20 protein-coding genes, 1 tRNA gene and 1 pseudogene are annotated in these 16,962 nt (G+C 66.3%); 21 read left to right on the forward strand and 1 reads right to left on the reverse strand.

Features of this window, described 5'->3' with window-relative positions; translation table 11 throughout:
* The first annotated feature begins 1 nt into the window (after position 1).
* From THITH_RS01470 to THITH_RS01570, 21 genes and pseudogenes are all read left to right on the forward strand, one after another.
* Positions 2 to 592: an SRPBCC family protein gene (locus tag THITH_RS01470; RefSeq protein ID WP_006746292.1), complete on the forward strand. Its 591-nt coding sequence runs from the start codon at positions 2 to 4 to the stop codon at positions 590 to 592.
* Entirely contained in the window at positions 589 to 1,653 is a 1,065-nt protein-coding gene (gene mutY / locus THITH_RS01475; protein WP_006746291.1) for an A/G-specific adenine glycosylase, read from the forward strand. Before THITH_RS01470 ends, mutY begins: the two co-directional genes overlap by 4 nt.
* Positions 1,637 to 1,915, forward strand: coding sequence for an oxidative damage protection protein (locus tag THITH_RS01480; RefSeq protein WP_006746290.1), 279 nt, complete (start codon positions 1,637 to 1,639; stop codon positions 1,913 to 1,915). Before mutY ends, THITH_RS01480 begins: the two co-directional genes overlap by 17 nt.
* Before the next feature lie 115 nt (positions 1,916 to 2,030).
* Positions 2,031 to 2,106 (forward strand) — tRNA-Phe (locus tag THITH_RS01485).
* Positions 2,107 to 2,271: 165 nt separating this feature from the next.
* A complete protein-coding gene (locus tag THITH_RS01490) occupies positions 2,272 to 3,501 on the forward strand; it encodes a tyrosine-type recombinase/integrase (RefSeq protein WP_006746289.1) in 1,230 nt (409 codons plus the stop codon).
* A 189-nt stretch (positions 3,502 to 3,690) separates the two neighbouring features.
* The gene (locus THITH_RS17330; RefSeq protein ID WP_232222319.1) at positions 3,691 to 3,861 is read left to right on the forward strand and encodes a helix-turn-helix transcriptional regulator; all 171 of its coding nucleotides are present in this window, start codon (positions 3,691 to 3,693) and stop codon (positions 3,859 to 3,861) included.
* Positions 3,861 to 5,291 carry an ATP-dependent DNA helicase gene (locus tag THITH_RS01500; RefSeq protein ID WP_006746287.1) on the forward strand — a complete coding sequence of 477 codons (1,431 nt, stop codon included), beginning with the start codon at positions 3,861 to 3,863 and terminating at the stop codon, positions 5,289 to 5,291. Before THITH_RS17330 ends, THITH_RS01500 begins: the two co-directional genes overlap by 1 nt.
* Positions 5,288 to 5,491, forward strand: a pseudogene (locus tag THITH_RS18885) (primase-helicase zinc-binding domain-containing protein); the annotation flags it as partial. The gene THITH_RS01500 and the pseudogene THITH_RS18885, both read left to right, overlap by 4 nt.
* A gap of 333 nt (positions 5,492 to 5,824) precedes the next feature.
* The gene (locus THITH_RS18890) at positions 5,825 to 6,109 is read left to right on the forward strand and encodes a hypothetical protein (RefSeq protein ID WP_232222320.1); all 285 of its coding nucleotides are present in this window, start codon (positions 5,825 to 5,827) and stop codon (positions 6,107 to 6,109) included.
* The gene (locus THITH_RS01510; RefSeq protein ID WP_006746285.1) at positions 6,106 to 7,725 is read left to right on the forward strand and encodes a DUF5906 domain-containing protein; all 1,620 of its coding nucleotides are present in this window, start codon (positions 6,106 to 6,108) and stop codon (positions 7,723 to 7,725) included. The genes THITH_RS18890 and THITH_RS01510 overlap by 4 nt, the downstream gene beginning before the upstream one ends.
* A 310-nt stretch (positions 7,726 to 8,035) precedes the next feature.
* The gene (locus tag THITH_RS01515) at positions 8,036 to 8,299 is read left to right on the forward strand and encodes a hypothetical protein (RefSeq protein ID WP_006746284.1); all 264 of its coding nucleotides are present in this window, start codon (positions 8,036 to 8,038) and stop codon (positions 8,297 to 8,299) included.
* 252 nt (positions 8,300 to 8,551) lie between these two features.
* Positions 8,552 to 8,947: a putative PDDEXK endonuclease gene (locus THITH_RS01520; protein ID WP_156925473.1), complete on the forward strand. Its 396-nt coding sequence runs from the start codon at positions 8,552 to 8,554 to the stop codon at positions 8,945 to 8,947.
* Between the two features lie 41 nt (positions 8,948 to 8,988).
* Positions 8,989 to 9,819: a hypothetical protein gene (locus THITH_RS01525; protein WP_025367180.1), complete on the forward strand. Its 831-nt coding sequence runs from the start codon at positions 8,989 to 8,991 to the stop codon at positions 9,817 to 9,819.
* Positions 9,816 to 9,998, forward strand: coding sequence for a hypothetical protein (locus THITH_RS01530; RefSeq protein ID WP_006746280.1), 183 nt, complete (start codon positions 9,816 to 9,818; stop codon positions 9,996 to 9,998). Before THITH_RS01525 ends, THITH_RS01530 begins: the two co-directional genes overlap by 4 nt.
* Positions 9,999 to 10,016: 18 nt before the next feature.
* A complete protein-coding gene (locus THITH_RS01535; protein ID WP_006746279.1) occupies positions 10,017 to 10,457 on the forward strand; it encodes a hypothetical protein in 441 nt (146 codons plus the stop codon).
* A 63-nt stretch (positions 10,458 to 10,520) separates the two neighbouring features.
* Positions 10,521 to 10,895: a hypothetical protein gene (locus THITH_RS01540; protein ID WP_006746278.1), complete on the forward strand. Its 375-nt coding sequence runs from the start codon at positions 10,521 to 10,523 to the stop codon at positions 10,893 to 10,895.
* Positions 10,895 to 11,116 carry a hypothetical protein gene (locus THITH_RS01545; protein ID WP_006746277.1) on the forward strand — a complete coding sequence of 74 codons (222 nt, stop codon included), beginning with the start codon at positions 10,895 to 10,897 and terminating at the stop codon, positions 11,114 to 11,116. Before THITH_RS01540 ends, THITH_RS01545 begins: the two co-directional genes overlap by 1 nt.
* A 336-nt stretch (positions 11,117 to 11,452) precedes the next feature.
* The gene (locus THITH_RS01550) at positions 11,453 to 13,936 is read left to right on the forward strand and encodes a lytic transglycosylase domain-containing protein (protein WP_006746276.1); all 2,484 of its coding nucleotides are present in this window, start codon (positions 11,453 to 11,455) and stop codon (positions 13,934 to 13,936) included.
* A gap of 48 nt (positions 13,937 to 13,984) precedes the next feature.
* On the forward strand, positions 13,985 to 14,758 hold the full coding sequence (locus tag THITH_RS01560) for a hypothetical protein (protein WP_025367181.1): 774 nt from the start codon (positions 13,985 to 13,987) through the stop codon (positions 14,756 to 14,758).
* Positions 14,759 to 14,821: 63 nt separating this feature from the next.
* Complete coding sequence (locus THITH_RS01565; protein ID WP_006746274.1) at positions 14,822 to 15,565, forward strand: coiled-coil domain-containing protein; 744 nt, start codon at positions 14,822 to 14,824, stop codon at positions 15,563 to 15,565.
* Between the two features lie 476 nt (positions 15,566 to 16,041).
* Positions 16,042 to 16,617, forward strand: coding sequence for a helix-turn-helix domain-containing protein (locus tag THITH_RS01570; RefSeq protein ID WP_006746271.1), 576 nt, complete (start codon positions 16,042 to 16,044; stop codon positions 16,615 to 16,617).
* 6 nt (positions 16,618 to 16,623) lie between these two features.
* On the opposite strand, the gene THITH_RS01575 is transcribed toward THITH_RS01570, so the two are convergent.
* Positions 16,624 to 16,824 (reverse strand): hypothetical protein, encoded by a 201-nt coding sequence (locus tag THITH_RS01575; RefSeq protein ID WP_006746270.1) that lies wholly within the window; start codon positions 16,822 to 16,824, stop codon positions 16,624 to 16,626.
* Positions 16,825 to 16,962 lie beyond the last annotated feature (138 nt).

The raw sequence follows: 16,962 nt of genomic DNA on the forward strand, positions 1-16,962 counted from the left end.
AATGCACCGTCTGCCGTGGTGGTCCCTGTCGCTGGTGCTCGTGCTGTGGCCAATGCCCGCCTCAGGCGGCGTGTCCGACGTCCATGTGGCATTCGACGGTGCCCGTGTGGAGTTCCGCCTCGACGCGCTGGTGGACGCCGCGGCCGACGATGTGCGCGCGGTGGTGCACGACTACGAGCGCCTCGACCGCGTGTTTCCGCTGGTGGTGGCCAGCCGGCAGATCGAGGGAGGCGAAAGCGGTACGGAACGGGTCTTCACCCTGATGCGGGGCTGTATCCTGTTCGTGTGCCGGGAACTCGAACACACCATCGATATTCGGGAGGTCCCCGGCGGCTGGTCCTCCGCCGTCACGGTGCCGGACCTCAGCCGGGTCCGGCGTGGCCAGTTCTCCTGGTTGATCGAACCCGGTGCCGGGAATCCGGAGCACGCAAGAATCCGGATCTACGGGTTTTTCGAGCCGGATTTCCGGGTGCCGCGCCTGCTGGGCGCTTCTTTGGTCCGGATGCGGATCCTGTCCGAACTGCGTGACAGCGTCGGAAACATCGAGCGCGCCGCCCGCGAACACGCAGCCGCCGCGGACGCGCCGCGGTGAACAGCAGCTTCGCCTCGCGCCTGCTTGCCTGGTTCGATCGCCACGGACGGCACGAGCTGCCGTGGCAGCATCCGCGGACGGCCTACCGCGTCTGGGTCTCCGAGATCATGCTGCAGCAGACCCGGGTCGAGACCGTGATCCCCTACTTCACGGCCTTCGTCGATCGTTTCCCCGACCTGTCGGCGCTTGCGGACGCGCCCATCGACGAAGTGCTGCATTTCTGGTCGGGGCTTGGCTACTACGCCCGCGCCCGAAACCTGCACCGTGCCGCGCGGATCGTGATCGAGTGCCACCGCGGCCAGTTGCCGCAGGATCCAGCAGCGCTCGAAGCCCTTCCCGGCATCGGCCGGTCGACCGCAGCCGCGATCCTGGCCCAGGCCTACGACCGCCCGATGGCGATCCTCGACGGCAACGTCCGCCGCGTGCTGGCGCGCCATCGCGCCGTCGATGGCTGGCCAGGGCAGGCACGCGTCGCGTCGGCGTTGTGGTCGATCGCGGAGTCGCTGGTGCCGGAATCCCGTGCCGCCGATTACACGCAGGCGATGATGGACCTGGGAGCTCTGGTCTGTACCCGTAGCCGCCCGGCCTGCAGCCGGTGCCCGGTCGCCGGCGACTGCCGGGCACGGCTGCAGGGCCGGGTGGCGGAACTGCCCGCTCCGCGCCCCGGCAGGGCGATGCCCACGCGCACGCGCTGGGCCGCGCTGGTGCGTTCCCCCGCCGGAATCCTGCTCGAGCGCCGCGCCCCCAGCGGAATCTGGGGCGGCCTGTACAGCCTCCCCGAAGCCGACGAGCGCGAGCAGCTGGTCGATCGGATCACTGCGCGCTGGGCTGAGGCGCGTGAGCAGGGGGCGGCGTCGGCGCGGATCGCGCATGCGTTCAGCCACTACCGCCTCGACCTGCGCATCCTGGAGTTCCGGCTCCCCACTGTCCCCTGGGGGATCATGGAAGGGCAGAGCACGATCTGGTATAACCCGGCGTCTTCGAATGCGGTCGGCCTCCCGGCGCCGATCGCCCGCTTTCTGAGAGATCAGGGGACCCCGCACGATGGCACGAACGGTTAACTGCGTGTACCTGGGCAAAGAGGCCGAGGGGCTCGACTACCCGACCTATCCCGGCGAACTGGGCAAGCAAATCTTCGCGAACGTCTCGAAGGAAGCCTGGCAGACCTGGCTTCGGCACCAGACCATGCTGATCAACGAGTATCGGCTGAGCCCGGTGGATCCCAAGGCCCGCAAGTTCCTTGAGGAGGAGATGGAAAAATTCTTCTTCAAGGGCGGGGCAGCGAAGCCGGAAGGCTATGTCGACCCCGATCAGGCGAAGTAGGATCAAGTCGCGGCCGCCGTCGGGAGCCGGTCTGCGATCTGCACCGGCTTGACGCCCGACGCGGCGACCGGTTTAATACGCCCCTTCGCAGCGATGCGATCCCGCGCGGTATACCGGCCAGGTAGCTCAGTTGGTAGAGCAGGGGATTGAAAATCCCCGTGTCGGCGGTTCGATTCCGTCCCTGGCCACCATTTAACGTTCTGACAAGGTTCAAAGAAGTCACCAAGCCGCTGAAAAAGCGGCTTTTTTTATGCCTGTAAGGTCGCAGGAGGTCCAGAGCGGTCGCTTGAGTTACCCCGAGGGATAGGGGTAACTTGTGGGGTAACTGGTCGAGCGGAAAAGGGAGTTACCCCACTATGCCCCTCACAGACGCCGAAATCCGCGCCCTGAAGCCCGGGGAACGCCCGTTCAAACGCTACGATGAACACGGGCTCTTCATCGAGGTGCCGCCGTTTGGGGCGCTACGCTGGCGGTTCCGCTACAAGTTCGCTGGCAAGGCGAAGCTGATGAGCCTGGGCACCTACCCCGCCGTCCGCCTGAAGGCGGCCCGAACCGCCCGGGACGATGCCCGCGACCTGCTGCGCAAGGGGATCGACCCCAGCACGCGCAGGCAGGCCGAGAAACGCGCGCAGGCTCGGGCGGGCCAGCGCTCCGTCGAGGCCGTGGCGCGGGAATGGTTCGAGGCGGTGCACCAGAAAGCCGTGGTGGCAACGCACTCCGGACGCAACCTGCGTCGGCTCGAGCGCTACGTGTTCCCCAAGATCGGCCGCCGTGCCATCGGGGAGATCGAGCCGTCAGACGTGCTCGCCCTGCTGCGCGGCATCGAGAAGGCCGGCAAGCTGGAGACGGGCCACCGGGTCAAGACCCTGCTCGGGCACGTATTCCGGTATGGGATCGCCACCGGCCGAGCGAAGCGCGACCCAACCGCCGATCTGAAGGGGCTGCTGGCCAGCGCCGAGACACGCCACCATCCGGCCGTGACCGACCCCTCCGAACTACCGGGGCTGTTGCGCGCCATCGACGGATACACCGGATACCCCCCCACCGTGGCCGCGCTGAAGCTGTCCGCGCTCCTGTTCGTCCGCCCCGGGGAGATGCGGACAATGGAATGGGCGAGCCTGCGCCTGGATGCCGCTGAATGGAACTATCGTCCGAGCAAGGGCGGAATCCCACTGCTGGTGCCGCTACCGACGCAGGCGGTGGAGATCCTGCGGGAACTGCAACCGCTGACCGGGCTTGGGACGTATGTGTTCCCGAGTGCACGCGGCCGCGGCCGGCCGATGAGTGAAAACACCGTGAATGCTGCGCTGCACCGAATGGGGTACAAGGACCAGATGAGTGCGCACGGCTTTCGAGCCATGGCCCGCACCATCCTGGTCGAGCGCCTGGGCTGGGATGAGCGCTACGTAGAAATGCAACTCGGGCACGCGGTACGCGACGCCAATGGCCGTGCCTACAACCGGGTCACGTTCCTCGATCAGCGCCGGGAGATGCTGCAAAGCTGGGCCGATTATCTGGACGGGCTGCGCGATCCAGCGGCGAACGTCGTTCCGATACGGGCAGGTAGCGCGGCGGCTGTCCGATAGTTAGGAAGCACAGGTATTGCGAAACGGATAGGTAAAATAGTTTAGGGTCGTGGACACTCGCCTGATGTCGTGACAATAGTATGGGTGTCGCCCACTCACAGCGAGGCGACACCCATGACCCACATGCAGACCCGTAGTGCCCCCCGCCCCACCGAGCAGCCGAGCCCGATCGGCGACCCTTTACTCCGGATGCCCGCAGTACTCGCGGCGACCGGAATATCTCACAAAGCAACGATTTATGCGGCGATGGCCGCTGGCACGTTCCCGAGGCCGGTTCGGATCGGCTCGCGTGCTGTGGCGTGGCGATCGAGCGATATTGCGGCCTGGATCGCCACGCGCCCGGTTGCGGGTGATGAGTGATGGACGCGCAAAACCACCGACCCGGGGGTGGCAGCCCCCGGGCGGATCGAGCAGATAGTGGGATCGCCGATGGACACCGGCCCCGACATTATGCCGCAACGCATAACCAGGCGCTAGCCCGCCAACTGAGCCCGGACCAGGCCCGCGCGCTGGAAGAACTGATCGCGTTCGACCGGGGCACCGAGCCCGTGCACGCGCTGGCCGGCCCGGCAGGGAGCGGCAAGACATTCCTACTCGGCGAGTTCGTGGGGCGGTGCAGCCGTCGTTTGGAGATCACGGCGACGACCAACAAGGCCGCAAGAGTCGCCGCGCTCGCGACCGGCACCGAGCCCAAGACGATCCACGCCCTGTTGGGGCTCCAGCCGCGCGACGATGAGAACGCCGGCCGGACCGCCCTGAAGCAAATCCGCGACCCAGAGGTTGAACCGGGCTCGCTGGTGGTGGTGGATGAAGCGTCAATGATCGACTCCGATCTGCTCGGCGCGATCGAGCGTCACGCGCGGACCCTCCGGTTCAAGGTCCTGTTCGTCGGCGATGCGTACCAGCTCCCACCGATTTTCGAGGCGCGGAGTCCGGTATTCGCCGGCGTGCCAACCAGCCACCTGACGACCATCCACCGGCAGGCCCTCGACAATCCGGTGCTCGCCATCGCGAACGAGTTTCGGGCCGTGCTGGACGGCAGCCCGATGCCGCGCGTGCGTGCGCTTGGAAGCGAAGTTCGGGTTCTGCCCGAAGGCGAGTTCCTGGCGCGCATGCTCGAGGCGTTCGAGCGGGCGAGTGACCCGTCGGAGGTCCGGGCGCTGGCCTGGACGAACCAAACCGTCCGGGAGCTGAACCAGGCCGTCCGGCGCCACCTGATCGGTCCCGAAGCCGAGGAATTGGCGCACCTGCCCGGCGAGCGATTCATTGCGAATTCCGCAATCAAGGACGGCGACCGCGTGGCAGTGCCGACCGAAGCCGAAGTCGAGGTTGTGAGCAGCCAGCGCGTGAACTTCGAGGCGGACGGGATCACATTCGCCGGCGAGCTGGTGTCCGTCCGCTACCGCGATCGCGTGCTCGAGCTGCACGTCCCGACGGACTGGGATGGCGCTCGGCGCGCGATAGCCGCTTCGGTGGCAGCCGCCAACGAGCTGCAGCGCCGCTATCGGGCTGGCGATCGCACTGTGGACGGGGACCGCCGCGCGGCGTGGCGCGCCTTTTTCCGGCTGAAGGAGTGGCTGCACGACCTGCGTCCGGTCTACGCGTCAACCGTCCACAAATCCCAGGGCAGCACCTACGCGCACGCGTTTATCGACGCGGGAGACATCGGCCGGTGCACCCGAACCGACGTGATCGCGCGACTGATGTACGTGTCCACGAGCCGGGCCGCGCAGTCGGTGACGCTGACTGGCGAGCTGCCGGAGCGACTGTACCGGGAGGTGGCGGCATGACGGCACCGGCATTCACCTTCGCCAGCGTCGGCGATCGTGCCCGCGGCCGGTGGCCCGAGATCCTGGCCGGGCTGGGGATCGACCCGGCCGCACTGCGCAATCGTCATGGGCCGTGCCCCGGTTGCGGTGGGCGGGATCGGTTTCGGTTCGATGACCGGGAGATCGGCCGCTTCTACTGCAACGGCGGTGGCGAGCCGGTATCTGGCGACGGGTTCGCGCTGTTACAACACGTCTTCGACTGGACCGCGAGCGAGGCCCTACAGGCCGTTGCGCAGTCGCTCGGCATGGACAGCACACACCCGCCCCCGAAACCGGCACCACGCCCGCCGACGAAGGCCCCGGGGCCCTCCAGGCTGGCCGCCTACGCTCGCGAAACGTGGCTGGCCGCACGGAAAGATGATGCTGCCGTGGGCTCACATCCATACGCCCGGCGGAAGGGAGTTCCTTGGGCCGCCGGAGCCGGGCGCGCTCGAGCATCGGGACGCATCATCGGGCGGGATTCTGACTGCCTGATCGTGCCGATCCGAACTCTGGTGGGAAAGCTCCTGGCGGTTCAGGCAATCAATCCCGACGGCGCCAAGCAGACTTTCGGCTCGATGGGCGATGGCTGCCTGGTGCTCGGGAACACCTTGGATGCGCGGGCGCCGTGGATCGTCGCCGAGGGATGGGCCGATTGCGCGTCCTTCTGCTTCCACCTGCATCGGGGCAACGCCGTAGCTGTTGTGGCCTTTGGCGCGAGTCGGCTGCAAAAAGTCGCAGAGGCGGTTGCCGCGCACTATGCGCCGCCCCGTGTGACCATCATGGAGGATGCCCCGTGACTGAACTTTATCGAGGGACATTGGCGCGGGGACCGAACGGCGAGAAGGATATCAATGATGCCGTCCTCAACAATCACCCCGATCTTGTTGACGAGGCGTTTCGTGGCGCAAAGCCGGTAAACGGCGAGAAGGAAAAAACCAAGTCGAGCCTGATTACCTACGACGAGGCCGCTGGCGCCAATCCGAACACCGAACAAGGGGCCGCGCTCATCAAAGCCTACCGGAAGCAGGAGCGCGAAGCGTTCAACGCCCGGTACGGAATGCTGATGATCGAGGGCAAACCAGTCGTGGTCTACCGAGAGCGGAACGGGAATACGGGCGAGATCGAAACGAAGTTCTCGAGCCCGGAGGCCATGGCGACCTTCACCGCCAACCGGAAAATCCCGTTCGTTGTCGAGACAGGGAAGGAGTCCCGTATCGAGTGGAAGCCGATCTTCCAGGACTGGAAGCAGGGCCGGTGGCGGCGTTCCTACGATCAGCCCGTGTTCGCGCCGGCCGCGAATCTTGAGGCCAGCACGGACATGCCACCAGCCGGGGGCACCTACAACCTCTACGCCGGGCACCAGTTCAAACCCAAGCCCGGCAACTGTGAACGCATCTTGCAACATATCGGGGAGGTGTGGTGCGCGGGGAATTCTGAAGCCTTTGATTACATCGTCAACTGGCTGGCGCGAATGGTGCAAAAGCCGCGAGAGCAGGGGCGCACCGTCATTGTCCTGCGGTCTGGCGAGGGCACCGGCAAAAACATCCTGTTCGACACCTTTAGCCGGTATTACGGAAACCATGCCTGCATGCTGACGAAGCCGGAGGATCTGGTTGGCTTCAACGACCATCTGGCGACGGCGGTATTCGTGTTCCTGAACGAGGCGTTGTGGGGCGGAAACAGGAGCGCGGAAGGCCCGGTCAAGAGCGCGATTACCGACGACACGCTGATGGTGGAGCGCAAATGGGTACCCAAGTTCAAGACGGCGAACTGCACCCACATCGTCGTCGCCACCAATAACGACTGGGCGGTTCCCGTCGGTATAGACGACCGCAGGTTTCTGATTCTCGATCTGGATGAGAAGCACAAGGGAGACGCCGCCTACTTCGACGGGCTCCTGCGTGAGATCCACAACGGCGGTCAGGAGGCTTTCATCCACTACCTGATGGCCCGCGACATCACCCGGTTCGACGTGCGCGCCATACCTGAGATTCAGAGCGCATCGAAACTGGACCACAAAGTGAGGACCAGTGACCCGATCACTCAGTGGTGGATCGACACGCTGACCGACGGCGAGTTTGCCCACGAGATCGAGGATACGGACACCCACGGTCGGCCGGTTCGGCGTGTTGCAGTGACCGCTTGGCCAATGGACAAGCCGCTAATCATCGAAGAACAGGCAGTCTTTAACTGCTACTGCCGCGCGCACCGGAGCCGCCACCTGGACAGCAAGGCGGTGCTCACGAAGAAATTGCGTGAGCTGTGCCCCGGCCTACGGACCGGCCTGCGCCATCGCACATCTGCGTCCTCGCGCCCGAGGCTTTACGGCCTCCCCGCCCTGAGCACGGCGCGGGAAGCGATGGAACTGCGGCTGCGCCAGCGAGGGCCATGGGCCGATGAGGCAGACCAGTGACCCGGACTTGGGCGCGACCGATGCAGCCACGACACCCTGGCCTGGACCACTTGGACCAAAAAAAGGCATTTTTAAACAGCTACTTACGGTTGGTGGTCCAGGTGGTCCAGGTGGTCCAAAGAATTTCAAAAAGTATCCAAAGGCCCAGATTGGCCCCTGGGGGGAACAAGTTGGAAAAGTGCCCCGGATCTTGGACCACCTGGACCAGAAGCCCAGTTGGCCAGGAAAAACAACCACTTGTGGTGGTCCAGGTGCCTGGACCACACCTGGACCACCTGGACCACACCTGGACCACAACAGGAGGCATCCCATGGGGACGATCCGCAGCCAGAGCCCACGCCACGAGATGAGCGCGCCGAGCCTGAACGACAGCATCCGCACGGTTTCCGCTGCGTGCGAATCCCAGGGGCTGGATGCTTCTCCAGACGCGAGGCTTGCCGCAGCCGTGGAGCTTTTCCGGCACGGTCACTGGATGAATGACCGGGACACGCACGACGAACAGGCTGGCGGCATCGCTGACTGCCTGGATCGCATCGCTGCCGCTATCGAGCAGTTCAGCGGGGCGCCACCATGACCCGCCCGCCGCCGCTGTCCCCGTTCCGGAGAAACCCGTTCCGCCTGCGACCGCGCCGCAAGCCGGCGCCGAAGGAGTGACGACCATGACACAGCAACGCGACCTTTTCCGAGGCAAACCGGCCCGAAAGCCCCGCCGCCCCGGGAGCTACCGCCGGCAGGAGCCGCCGAGGACGCCCAGAGACACGGCTTGGGAGCTGCCCGAGGATTTCCAGCCGGCCGCAACGAGCAAGGAGGATCAGTGATGGGCGCGATGAGCCGAACGAAAGGAGCCGCGGGAGAACGCGAACTGCGCCGGTTGCTCGAGGCCGAGTTGGGACCGGGGATCAGCCGGAACCTGTCCCAGACCCGGGATGGTGGGCATGATCTGACCGGCGTCGGGCCGTTTGCCATCGAAGTGAAGCGCTACAAGCGGGCGACCGCTTCGATGCTGGCCGCGTGGTGGACGCAGGCTGAGGCTCAGGCGGAATCCGCCGGCCTACGTCCTGCCCTGGCCTGGCGCGAGGATCGCGCGCCCTGGCGCGTCCTGGTGCGCCTGGCGGACGTTCGGCCCGGGCTGGGACCGTGGCCCGGGATCGAGTGGACCGCCGCTGTTACGCTGCCCGCGTTCGCTGCGCTGGTGCGGGAAACGGGGAGGGCTGTCCGATGACAGCACAGATTGCGCGCCTTGATGGGAGCGGAGGAACCGGCGTGAGCGACAAGACCAGGGAGCGCAAGGCTGGGGAATTGTGGGCACGTGCATCACGGGACGTGGAGTCCGGAGATAGTTCCCTATGGCGCATCGCGCTGCACATTCAGCAAATGGTGGAAGGCGTGAGGGACTTCCCTGGTCCGCTGTGGCGAGACCGGGAGGTACCGCCAGACTGGAAGCGGGTGCATCTGGATCGCTTCGAGGATTACCTGTTGAAGCCGCCGCGGGAGGGGATTGGGGTGCCGTCCCTGCTGCGGCTGCACAACCACATGCAGGGGCACGACGAAGGCGAGCGTGCCATCGAGATCCTGCGTCGCGAGATCCCGGACTATGACGCCCGCATCCAGGCCGAGCGGATGCGGGCGGTGAAGCCGGTGGCCAGGCCGGGCGGTACCGGGGCGAACCAGCACACGGTTGATAAGAGCAAAGGTGCCAACGGCACATCTGCTCAGGTTAAGGCCCCCAAGCCGAGAGGTACCAATAGCCGCGACCACATCATCGGCCGCCTAAAGCGTGACGCGCGCGAGGATCCGAAGGCGAAGGAGGTGCTTGCCCGTGTGGAGAAAGGTGAGGTGAGCGCGCGAGCGGCTGGTATCGAGATGGGTTGGGTGAAGCCTGCGGATCCTGCGCGGATTGTCGAGAAGCAGGTGGAGCGGCTGAGCGACGACGAGGTCGTCGATCTCTACAAGAACCTCGCCAGATCCCTCCCCGAAGCCAAGTGGAACCACCTTGAGGCCGCCAAGGAAGCCGTCATGGCGCTGAGCGACGACGAGATGGCCGGGTTCGAGGCTTGGTACCGATCCTTGGCTGGCGTTGGGGGTGACCAGTGAGCGCCCTGCTGAAACTGTTGCAAGCCGATACCGCGGTCGCCGAGGCCCGCGTGCTCGATGGCCGTCTTGTGGTGCGCATGACCCACCGGGCGCCGTCGGAGGACTGGACCCGAGTGGACCGGTTGATCGGCGAGTTCGCATCGAAACGAAAGCCCCGGCGCCGCCGTCGGGCTGCATGACCAAGGGAGACACGAGACATGAACCACGAAAGCCGCGTAGCGAAGGCGCTGCGCACCCTGGATGCCCCGGCCCGCCGGGCTCCGATCGTGTGGACCGGGGCGCGTATCCAGGAAGAGCTGGCGAAGGCATTGTTGCCGCTGGTCCGGAAACAGCGCCGCGAAGCGGAAGAGCGCACCTACCTGGAACGCGAGGCTCGGTTCCTCCGCGGAACAGACAGCCCGTTCCTGCAGGCGCGTCTGGCCAGGATCGAGGCCCGAATCGCTGAGATCGCACCACCGGAGCCGGAACCCACGCGGAGACAGCGCCGGGAGTATCGCAAGCGCCTGGCCGAAGAACTCGCCGACCTGCGCCGTCGAGCGGATCGCTTCGACCACGATCCTGCCTGGGCCGAGGTATTGGCCAGAGAGACGATTGCCGAGCGCCGCGCCCAGCTCGCGGAGAGCCGCCGCGCGTCGTGATGCGACCATGGACCTGTACGACGTACCACGGTGCCGACGGGCGCCATAACCGAGGACCGACCGATGATGAACACCGATCCTTACGCGGAGCTCGACCGCCTCGTTTCCGAGTTTTCCAAGAGCGCTGTGCCCCCTGACCTGCCCGACCGCCGACCATCGAGCAAGCAGTTCACCGACAGCAGCCGCCGGCTGCGCGACTACAACTCCGATCGCGAGTTGCAGCTTGAGCAGATCCGCCGTGATCGCCAGCAAATGAAGGCCGACTTCGAGGCTGGCAAGCTGGACCCGGCTGGCGTGATGCGCCGCGAGGTTGAGCTAAACCGGGCTGAGAACGCAGTCATGACGAAAGTTGCACCGCTGGTTGCTGCCGGTGCCCGGATGGCCGGTGCTGCCATGGCTGGGGCCGCTGCCTCGCCACCGCCGAGGGATCGGCACTGATGGCCCGCATCCACGGGCCGCGGCACCTGGAAGAACTGCTGCACACGGTCCGAAAGGTCCAGCGCAACCAGCAGGACATGATGAAGGCGCACGCAGCCCGGCGCCGCGCCCTGGGTGAGATGCTTCAGCGGCCCGGCGTGGACCCCATGGACGTTGCGCGCGCGGAGGTCGCCTTGAACCACGCGGCCCCGGTCCTGACGGTCCTGCGCCGCGACGGATGACCCGAATTCTCGTGTCGGCTCCTGCCAGAGTTGCCCGGCCTCGTGCCGGGTTCTTTTTGCCCGTTTCGGCCCGGGTTTTACCCCGTTTCGTATCGTATCGGAATACGTATTCGCCAATGCATGCGGATACGAAGCAGCCCTGGGCAGGAAGGGTTCCCGTCTGGCGGCAGGCAGAAAAACGCCCCGCCTACATGAGCCTGACAGACGGGGCGACCCGCGTCGGAGACCGAGGAACCGGGCGGGCGGGGGCAGTGTAGTGTCACGCCGGTCTGGAGCGCTTCACAGCGCGCAGCGTGGTACGTTTGCAGCCATCGGAACACGGCCCAGGAGGCGGCCATGAGCGACGTTCGATTTTCTGCAGATCCCAGCAGTGTCCTGCGCGCGATGCAGGACATCCAGCGCGCGATCCAGCGCGCGGGACAGGAAGGCAAGGCCTTCTCCGAGATGGACCTGTCGCATCCGGAGTTGAAGGACCTGGAGCGCGACATGGCGCGGCTGCGTTCGAGCATGCTGGCGCTGCAGCGGATTTCCCCGGGAAGCCAGTTTGCGCGGGGGCTCAAGCAGTCCGGGCAAGCCGGGATGGACCCATGGGCGGTGGATTGGCGCCGTGCGTTTCCGGAGCAGCAGCAGCGGGACAAGGCGCTGCATCGGCTGGTGCAGGGATCCGGGCATGCCTACGGTGGCGATGGCGGCCAGCGTCCGCCGGGTGGTGGTGGTTTCGCGGCGCCGATGGGTGGTTCGCTGGGGACGCTCGCACGCACGGCGCTGCCGATCGCGATGGGCGGTGGCCTCGTGGCCAGCCTGATGCGCGGGTTGCGTGAGGCCGACCAGACCAGCGAGGCCACCGATACCCTGATGCGTTACGACGAGCTGGGGCGCACATTCGACGAACTGCGCGACAGCGTGACCGGGTTGCTGACCCAATTCGGGCTGGCCAATGCCGAGGCCGCCCGGCTGGCCGAGGGCTATGCGCGTGCTTCGGGCGAGGTGGAAGGCGCGACCGATGCGGTCAAGGATTCGGTGGCGCTGGCCCGCGGCCTGGGGATGAATGCCGAGGGCACGACGCGAGCGTTCGGCAGCCTGCAATTCTCGGGCGTGTTCGATCGTCAGGACCGGCGCGAGTTCGCGACCATGCTGGCCGAGATGATCGGCCGGTCCGGCATGTATGCCCGCGGCGACGAACTCCTGGGCCAGGTGACGCGGATGGCGGATCGGGTGTGGGAGGCGACGCTCGAGGCGCCGAACACGCGGGCGATCATGGAAGCCTACTCGGCGATGTTCGACGTATCGGCCGCGACCGGGAAAACCGCGCTGAAGGGTGGTGCCGGCGAACGCATCCTGGCCGCGGCCGATGCCGGGGTCCGCAACATCGGTGGCGGCGAGGCCGGCGAGTTCTTCATGTACCGGGCGCTGTCCGGGGTGACCGGCGACATCTACAAGCAGCGCTACCTGCGCGACTACGGCGCGTTCGGGACGCCTGGGCAGGCCTTCGGTGGCGACGACAATCGCACCCTGCTGCAGATCGTGATGGACCAGTTCCGGCGCGATGCCAAGAACCTGAACAACCCGTATGCGTCGTACTCGGCGCTGGGCGGGTTCTTCAACATATCCAGCCGGCAGGCCGAGGCCATGATGGCGGTGGACAAGCAGATGCGCCAGTCCGGCCTGGGCAACATGCAGTCGCTGCTGGAGCAGTCCGGCGTTGACCTGTCCGAGATGGACGCGTCGGGCCTGGGGCAGATCGCGAAGATCATCGAGGAAGCGCGCGCGGCCGGACCGGTGAACGTCGAGGACGTGGCGGATGCGATCCGGCGTGCGGCCGAGGAAGGGCGGATTCAGACCGTGGCGTCCGAATCGAACCGGGAAATGGCCCGCCTGTCCGACCAGCTCGAGCAACTGATGCGCGATGCACGCCCGTTGCTGACCAACCTGACGGGCTACCTCGCGGATGGGGTCGGCGTGGTGAACGATCTGATCGGAGAGATCAAGCAGGTCAACGAAAACCTCGCCTGGATCCGCAATCGACTGGGTTTCAGCCCGCTCCAGGCCCCGGAAGGGGTGCCCCCGGCGCAAAGCGCGATCATGGAGCAGATGATGCGCCTGCCGCTGTCGCTCTGGCAGGGTAGGCGCTCGGCGCTGGACTGGATGCGCGAGCGTTTCTCCCGGGAAGATAAGCCGGAGTCGTCCGAGCCAGAACCGTCTGGCGGCCTGGGCCGCATCGGCCCCGGGATCATCCCGTGGTCTGACCTGCACACGGTCGGGCCGGAGATCGGCTTGACCGATGGAATCCCATCACGGGCCGCGATGGAGCGCGTGGATGCCCATTACAACCTGCCTCGGGGCACGATCTGGGCGCTGACCCGCACCGAGAGTAATCACGACCCGAACGCCGTTTCCCATGCGGGTGCGATGGGGATCGCGCAGTTCATGCCGGGGACCGCCCGGGACATGGGCCTGAACGACCCGTTCGACCCGTATGCGTCGATCGAAGCGGCCGGCCGCTACATGCGCCACCTGCTCGACCAGCCCTACATCCACACGCTGCAGGACGCTCTGGCTTCCTACAACGCAGGCCCCGGCAACTTCCGGGACCGCGGCGCCTACTACTGGCGCGAGCCCACCGAGCACCGGGAACGCTTCGAACGTCACTTCAGCGCCTACCAGCGCGACAACCCGGATCCGGTCAATGTCGTGGTGCATGTGCATCCGCAACCGGACGGGCCGCCGGAGGTCGAGGTCGAGGTCGATGGCCGCGTCCGGGACACCAGCGTTGGCGAAGGCGCCTACCACCTGAGCGACTTCGCGTTCGGGGCCGGCTGACCAGTCCGTCATTCCCACCTGAGCCCCGGCACGTCCGGGGCTTTCTCGTTGTGGGCGGCCGACATCGCGGCGAGGGTTCAGGAGTTGCGCGAGCAGAACCCCGACGTCACCCAGCGGGAGATTGCGGAAAGCGCGGGGGTGACGCAACAAAGGGTGTCACAAGTAATTACTTGTACCCCTGAGAAGAAGCAAGCCGAGTCGAAGCGCCTATCCGCCCGCCAGCTCTACCTGCCGAAGGATGCGGCGCAGGCGGCCGACATCGCGGCGAAGGTGCGGGAGATGAAGGAGCAGAACCCGGAGGCGACGCAGAGGGAGATTGCCGCCGAGGTTGGTATCAGTGATCGGCATGTGAGGCGGATCAATGAGGACACAACTGTGTCCGCTTCCCGCAAGGCCCGTAATTCCGCCAACACGACCGCCCGCCAGCTCTACCTGCCGAAGGATGCAGCGCAGGCGGCCGACATCGCGGCGAAGGTGCGGGAGGCTGCGGAGAATCCGTTGCGGGAAAGCACCGGCAGACCGGAAGGGAAGAATGTTGTTAATAACAACATTAGAGCGGGCAATCATGACCAGACCTACACCCTTCGCCGCCTGGCCCGCGATAACCCGGAACTGCTGGACAAGGTAGAAGCCGGCGAACTGACAGCCAATGCCGCCGCGATCCAGGCCGGGTTCCGGAAACCTACCAAGACCATCCCGGTGGACTCGGCAGAATCTGCAGTCCGGGCACTGCTGCGCGTGTTCCTGGCGGCCGAAATCCAGGCCGCGATTACCGAGGACAAGGAGCCGAGCGCGGGGGCGGTGGCCCCGGATGTGTCGTGACGGCAACCTCTCGTTACCGGGCTGGAATTCGCCAGAACCCGGTCAACCGAGGAAAAGACCGAGATGCAGAACATGACCGAGAAAGCCCGCGATCGCGTGGCCGCGGCGCAAGCCGAACTGGACGAGGCCGTATCCCGTGGCGAGGACACGAGTTCGATCCGTGCGACGTTGGGCCTGGCCATCGAGGAACTGGACCGGGTCGAAGCCGAAACCGAGGCACAGGCTCGCGCGGCGGCCGGTGCCGCGCAGGATGCTGTTCGTGCCGACGCTGAGCGACTGGCGAACGAAGCCGCCGCAGAGATTCAGGATGTCGTGGACCGGGTGCTTACGATCTCGAAGCCCGAGGTCGAGGTGCCAGCGGATCGCGCGGTGGACCTGTTGCTGGCGCAACAGAAGGCCCAAGCCGAGGATTCCGCGATTCGGGCTCACCGCCACAAGGTCGGGGAGCTTCGGGAACGCCTTGAGCGCCTGAAGGCCGAGCGTGCCGAGATCGGACAGCGACGGGCTGCGGGTGATGAACGCCCCGACGATGCCGCGCGGGTCCACCTGCTGGCGACGGATGCCGAAGCGCTGGAGGATCTGATCGCGCGAGTCGAAGCCGAAGCGCCGGCCCGGGACGAACTCGTGACCAAGGCGCTGCGCGAGTGGGAGCGCGGCTGGAACAACGCGGTCAAGGAGGTTCGCGTTCACGCGCTGGCGTTGACCTGCCAGCGTCTTGAACTGGCGTTGATGGCCGCGGCGACCGCGCACCGAGACGCCGGCGGTATTCGGCGCATGGACGCGCGGTTGGCGCAGTGGGTGCGGTGATGGCCGCCCCGACTGGACGCAAGCCTGGCCGACCGCGGAACCTCGGACGCCAAACGCGCCTGGCGCTGCATGATCGCCTGGCGCCTGAGATTCCTGGGCTCATTGAAGGCATGATCCGGCAGGCCAAGCTGGGCGACTCGCGGGCGATCGCTTGGTGCCTGGACCGGGCGCTGGGGCCGGGTAGTCTGCCCGCCGATGGCTGATGAGCGGCCGGACCCGGAGGGCTGGCGTGTCACTGACCACGTGTGCCGGTACTGCCTTGGGCGCGTCCTGGAAGGCCAGCGGGAGGACGGCAGCATCGTTGCCCGCTGTGCCGACTGCGGAGCCCGCGGTGAGGGGCCGCACGACAGCGTATGCTTCTGCGGTGCGGCACTACCGAACGGCCGGCATGCTGGGCTGGCCTGCGTGCCGAACGAGAATCCGACCCCGGAGCGCTCGGCTGAGGTTGTGGTGATCTACGTTGGGGAGGATGTGCGATGCCGAGGTTGACGAAAGACGAGTGGGCCGAGGCGCGCGCCCTGCGGGAAGGGGCCGGGTTGCCGTTCTCGGAGATCGCCGAGCGGATGGGCGTGGACCGTGCCGCAGTGTCCCGCCGAGCGAAGAAGGAACAGTGGGACGACGGGCAGAATGTCGCCGTAGCCATCCAGAAGAAAGTCACGGAAAAGCTCACGCGGATAGTCACGCCGAGTGACCCGGTAAAAAAGGCCGAAGCCATCGACGCCGAGGCCGCCCGCCGGGCTGGAGTGATCGACAAGCACCGGGACGAACTCGAGGCCGCGCGGGTGATGGCCCGGGCCGCGAAGGAGAACCACCAGAACGTTGGGGACCAGATTCCCGCGGACATCCACGATCCGATGGAGCGGGCGCAGGCTCTGCTGTCCATGAAGCGCGGTGCCTTCGAGGACCTGAAGGCCGCGAAGATCCACGTTGAGACCCTGAAGCTGATTCAGGAGGGCGAGCGCAAGGCCTGGGGGCTGGATATGCCGGTGGACCTGAGTGCATTGACCGACGAGCAGCTTGCAGCGCTGGCATCCGGGCGGATGCCGGTCTGAAGGAGCCTACCCGAAGTCTCCCTCTCGGTCCTGGGCGGGCTTCCCGCCCTCGGTGCCCCCCGGCTGCTTCACCTTCGAGAGTTCCGCGTCGATGCGCCGGTCTACCTCGGCAACGTCCACCCCGTAGTCCTCGGGGTCGACCTGGCCCATGATCTCCTTCATGCGCCGGTCCACGCTCTCGCTGATACTGTCGATTGAGCCGCCCATGGCTACCTCCGTCTGTCCGGTCCGTCCACCTTAATTGTAGGTTCTACCGGGATTCCGTGCCGTTTCCGGTGCGTTTCGTCGGGCTGGGAGCGATGGCCCGCCGTGATACCAGACCCCCGATCCAGCGGGAGCGGGCCA

Origin of the sequence: Thioalkalivibrio paradoxus ARh 1, from assembly GCF_000227685.2 — a bacterium.
Lineage (GTDB): Bacteria > Pseudomonadota > Gammaproteobacteria > Ectothiorhodospirales > Ectothiorhodospiraceae > Thioalkalivibrio > Thioalkalivibrio paradoxus.

Bases quoted from the DNA above. Each gene is read 5' to 3' on its own strand.
- THITH_RS01570 (WP_006746271.1), top strand. From the start codon at position 16,042: ATGCCGAGGTTGACGAAAGACGAGTGGGCCGAGGCGCGCGCCCTGCGG.
- THITH_RS01540 (WP_006746278.1), top strand. From the start codon at position 10,521: ATGATGAACACCGATCCTTACGCGGAGCTCGACCGCCTCGTTTCCGAG.
- THITH_RS01565 (WP_006746274.1), top strand. From the start codon at position 14,822: ATGCAGAACATGACCGAGAAAGCCCGCGATCGCGTGGCCGCGGCGCAA.
- THITH_RS01545 (WP_006746277.1), top strand. From the start codon at position 10,895: ATGGCCCGCATCCACGGGCCGCGGCACCTGGAAGAACTGCTGCACACG.
- THITH_RS01490 (WP_006746289.1), top strand. From the start codon at position 2,272: ATGCCCCTCACAGACGCCGAAATCCGCGCCCTGAAGCCCGGGGAACGC.
- THITH_RS01550 (WP_006746276.1), top strand. From the start codon at position 11,453: ATGAGCGACGTTCGATTTTCTGCAGATCCCAGCAGTGTCCTGCGCGCG.
- THITH_RS17330 (WP_232222319.1), top strand. From the start codon at position 3,691: ATGCCCGCAGTACTCGCGGCGACCGGAATATCTCACAAAGCAACGATT.
- THITH_RS01500 (WP_006746287.1), top strand. From the start codon at position 3,861: ATGGACGCGCAAAACCACCGACCCGGGGGTGGCAGCCCCCGGGCGGAT.
- THITH_RS01515 (WP_006746284.1), top strand. From the start codon at position 8,036: ATGGGGACGATCCGCAGCCAGAGCCCACGCCACGAGATGAGCGCGCCG.
- THITH_RS01575 (WP_006746270.1), bottom strand. From the start codon at position 16,824: ATGGGCGGCTCAATCGACAGTATCAGCGAGAGCGTGGACCGGCGCATG.
- THITH_RS01470 (WP_006746292.1), top strand. From the start codon at position 2: ATGCACCGTCTGCCGTGGTGGTCCCTGTCGCTGGTGCTCGTGCTGTGG.
- THITH_RS01480 (WP_006746290.1), top strand. From the start codon at position 1,637: ATGGCACGAACGGTTAACTGCGTGTACCTGGGCAAAGAGGCCGAGGGG.
- THITH_RS01535 (WP_006746279.1), top strand. From the start codon at position 10,017: ATGAACCACGAAAGCCGCGTAGCGAAGGCGCTGCGCACCCTGGATGCC.
- THITH_RS01520 (WP_156925473.1), top strand. From the start codon at position 8,552: ATGAGCCGAACGAAAGGAGCCGCGGGAGAACGCGAACTGCGCCGGTTG.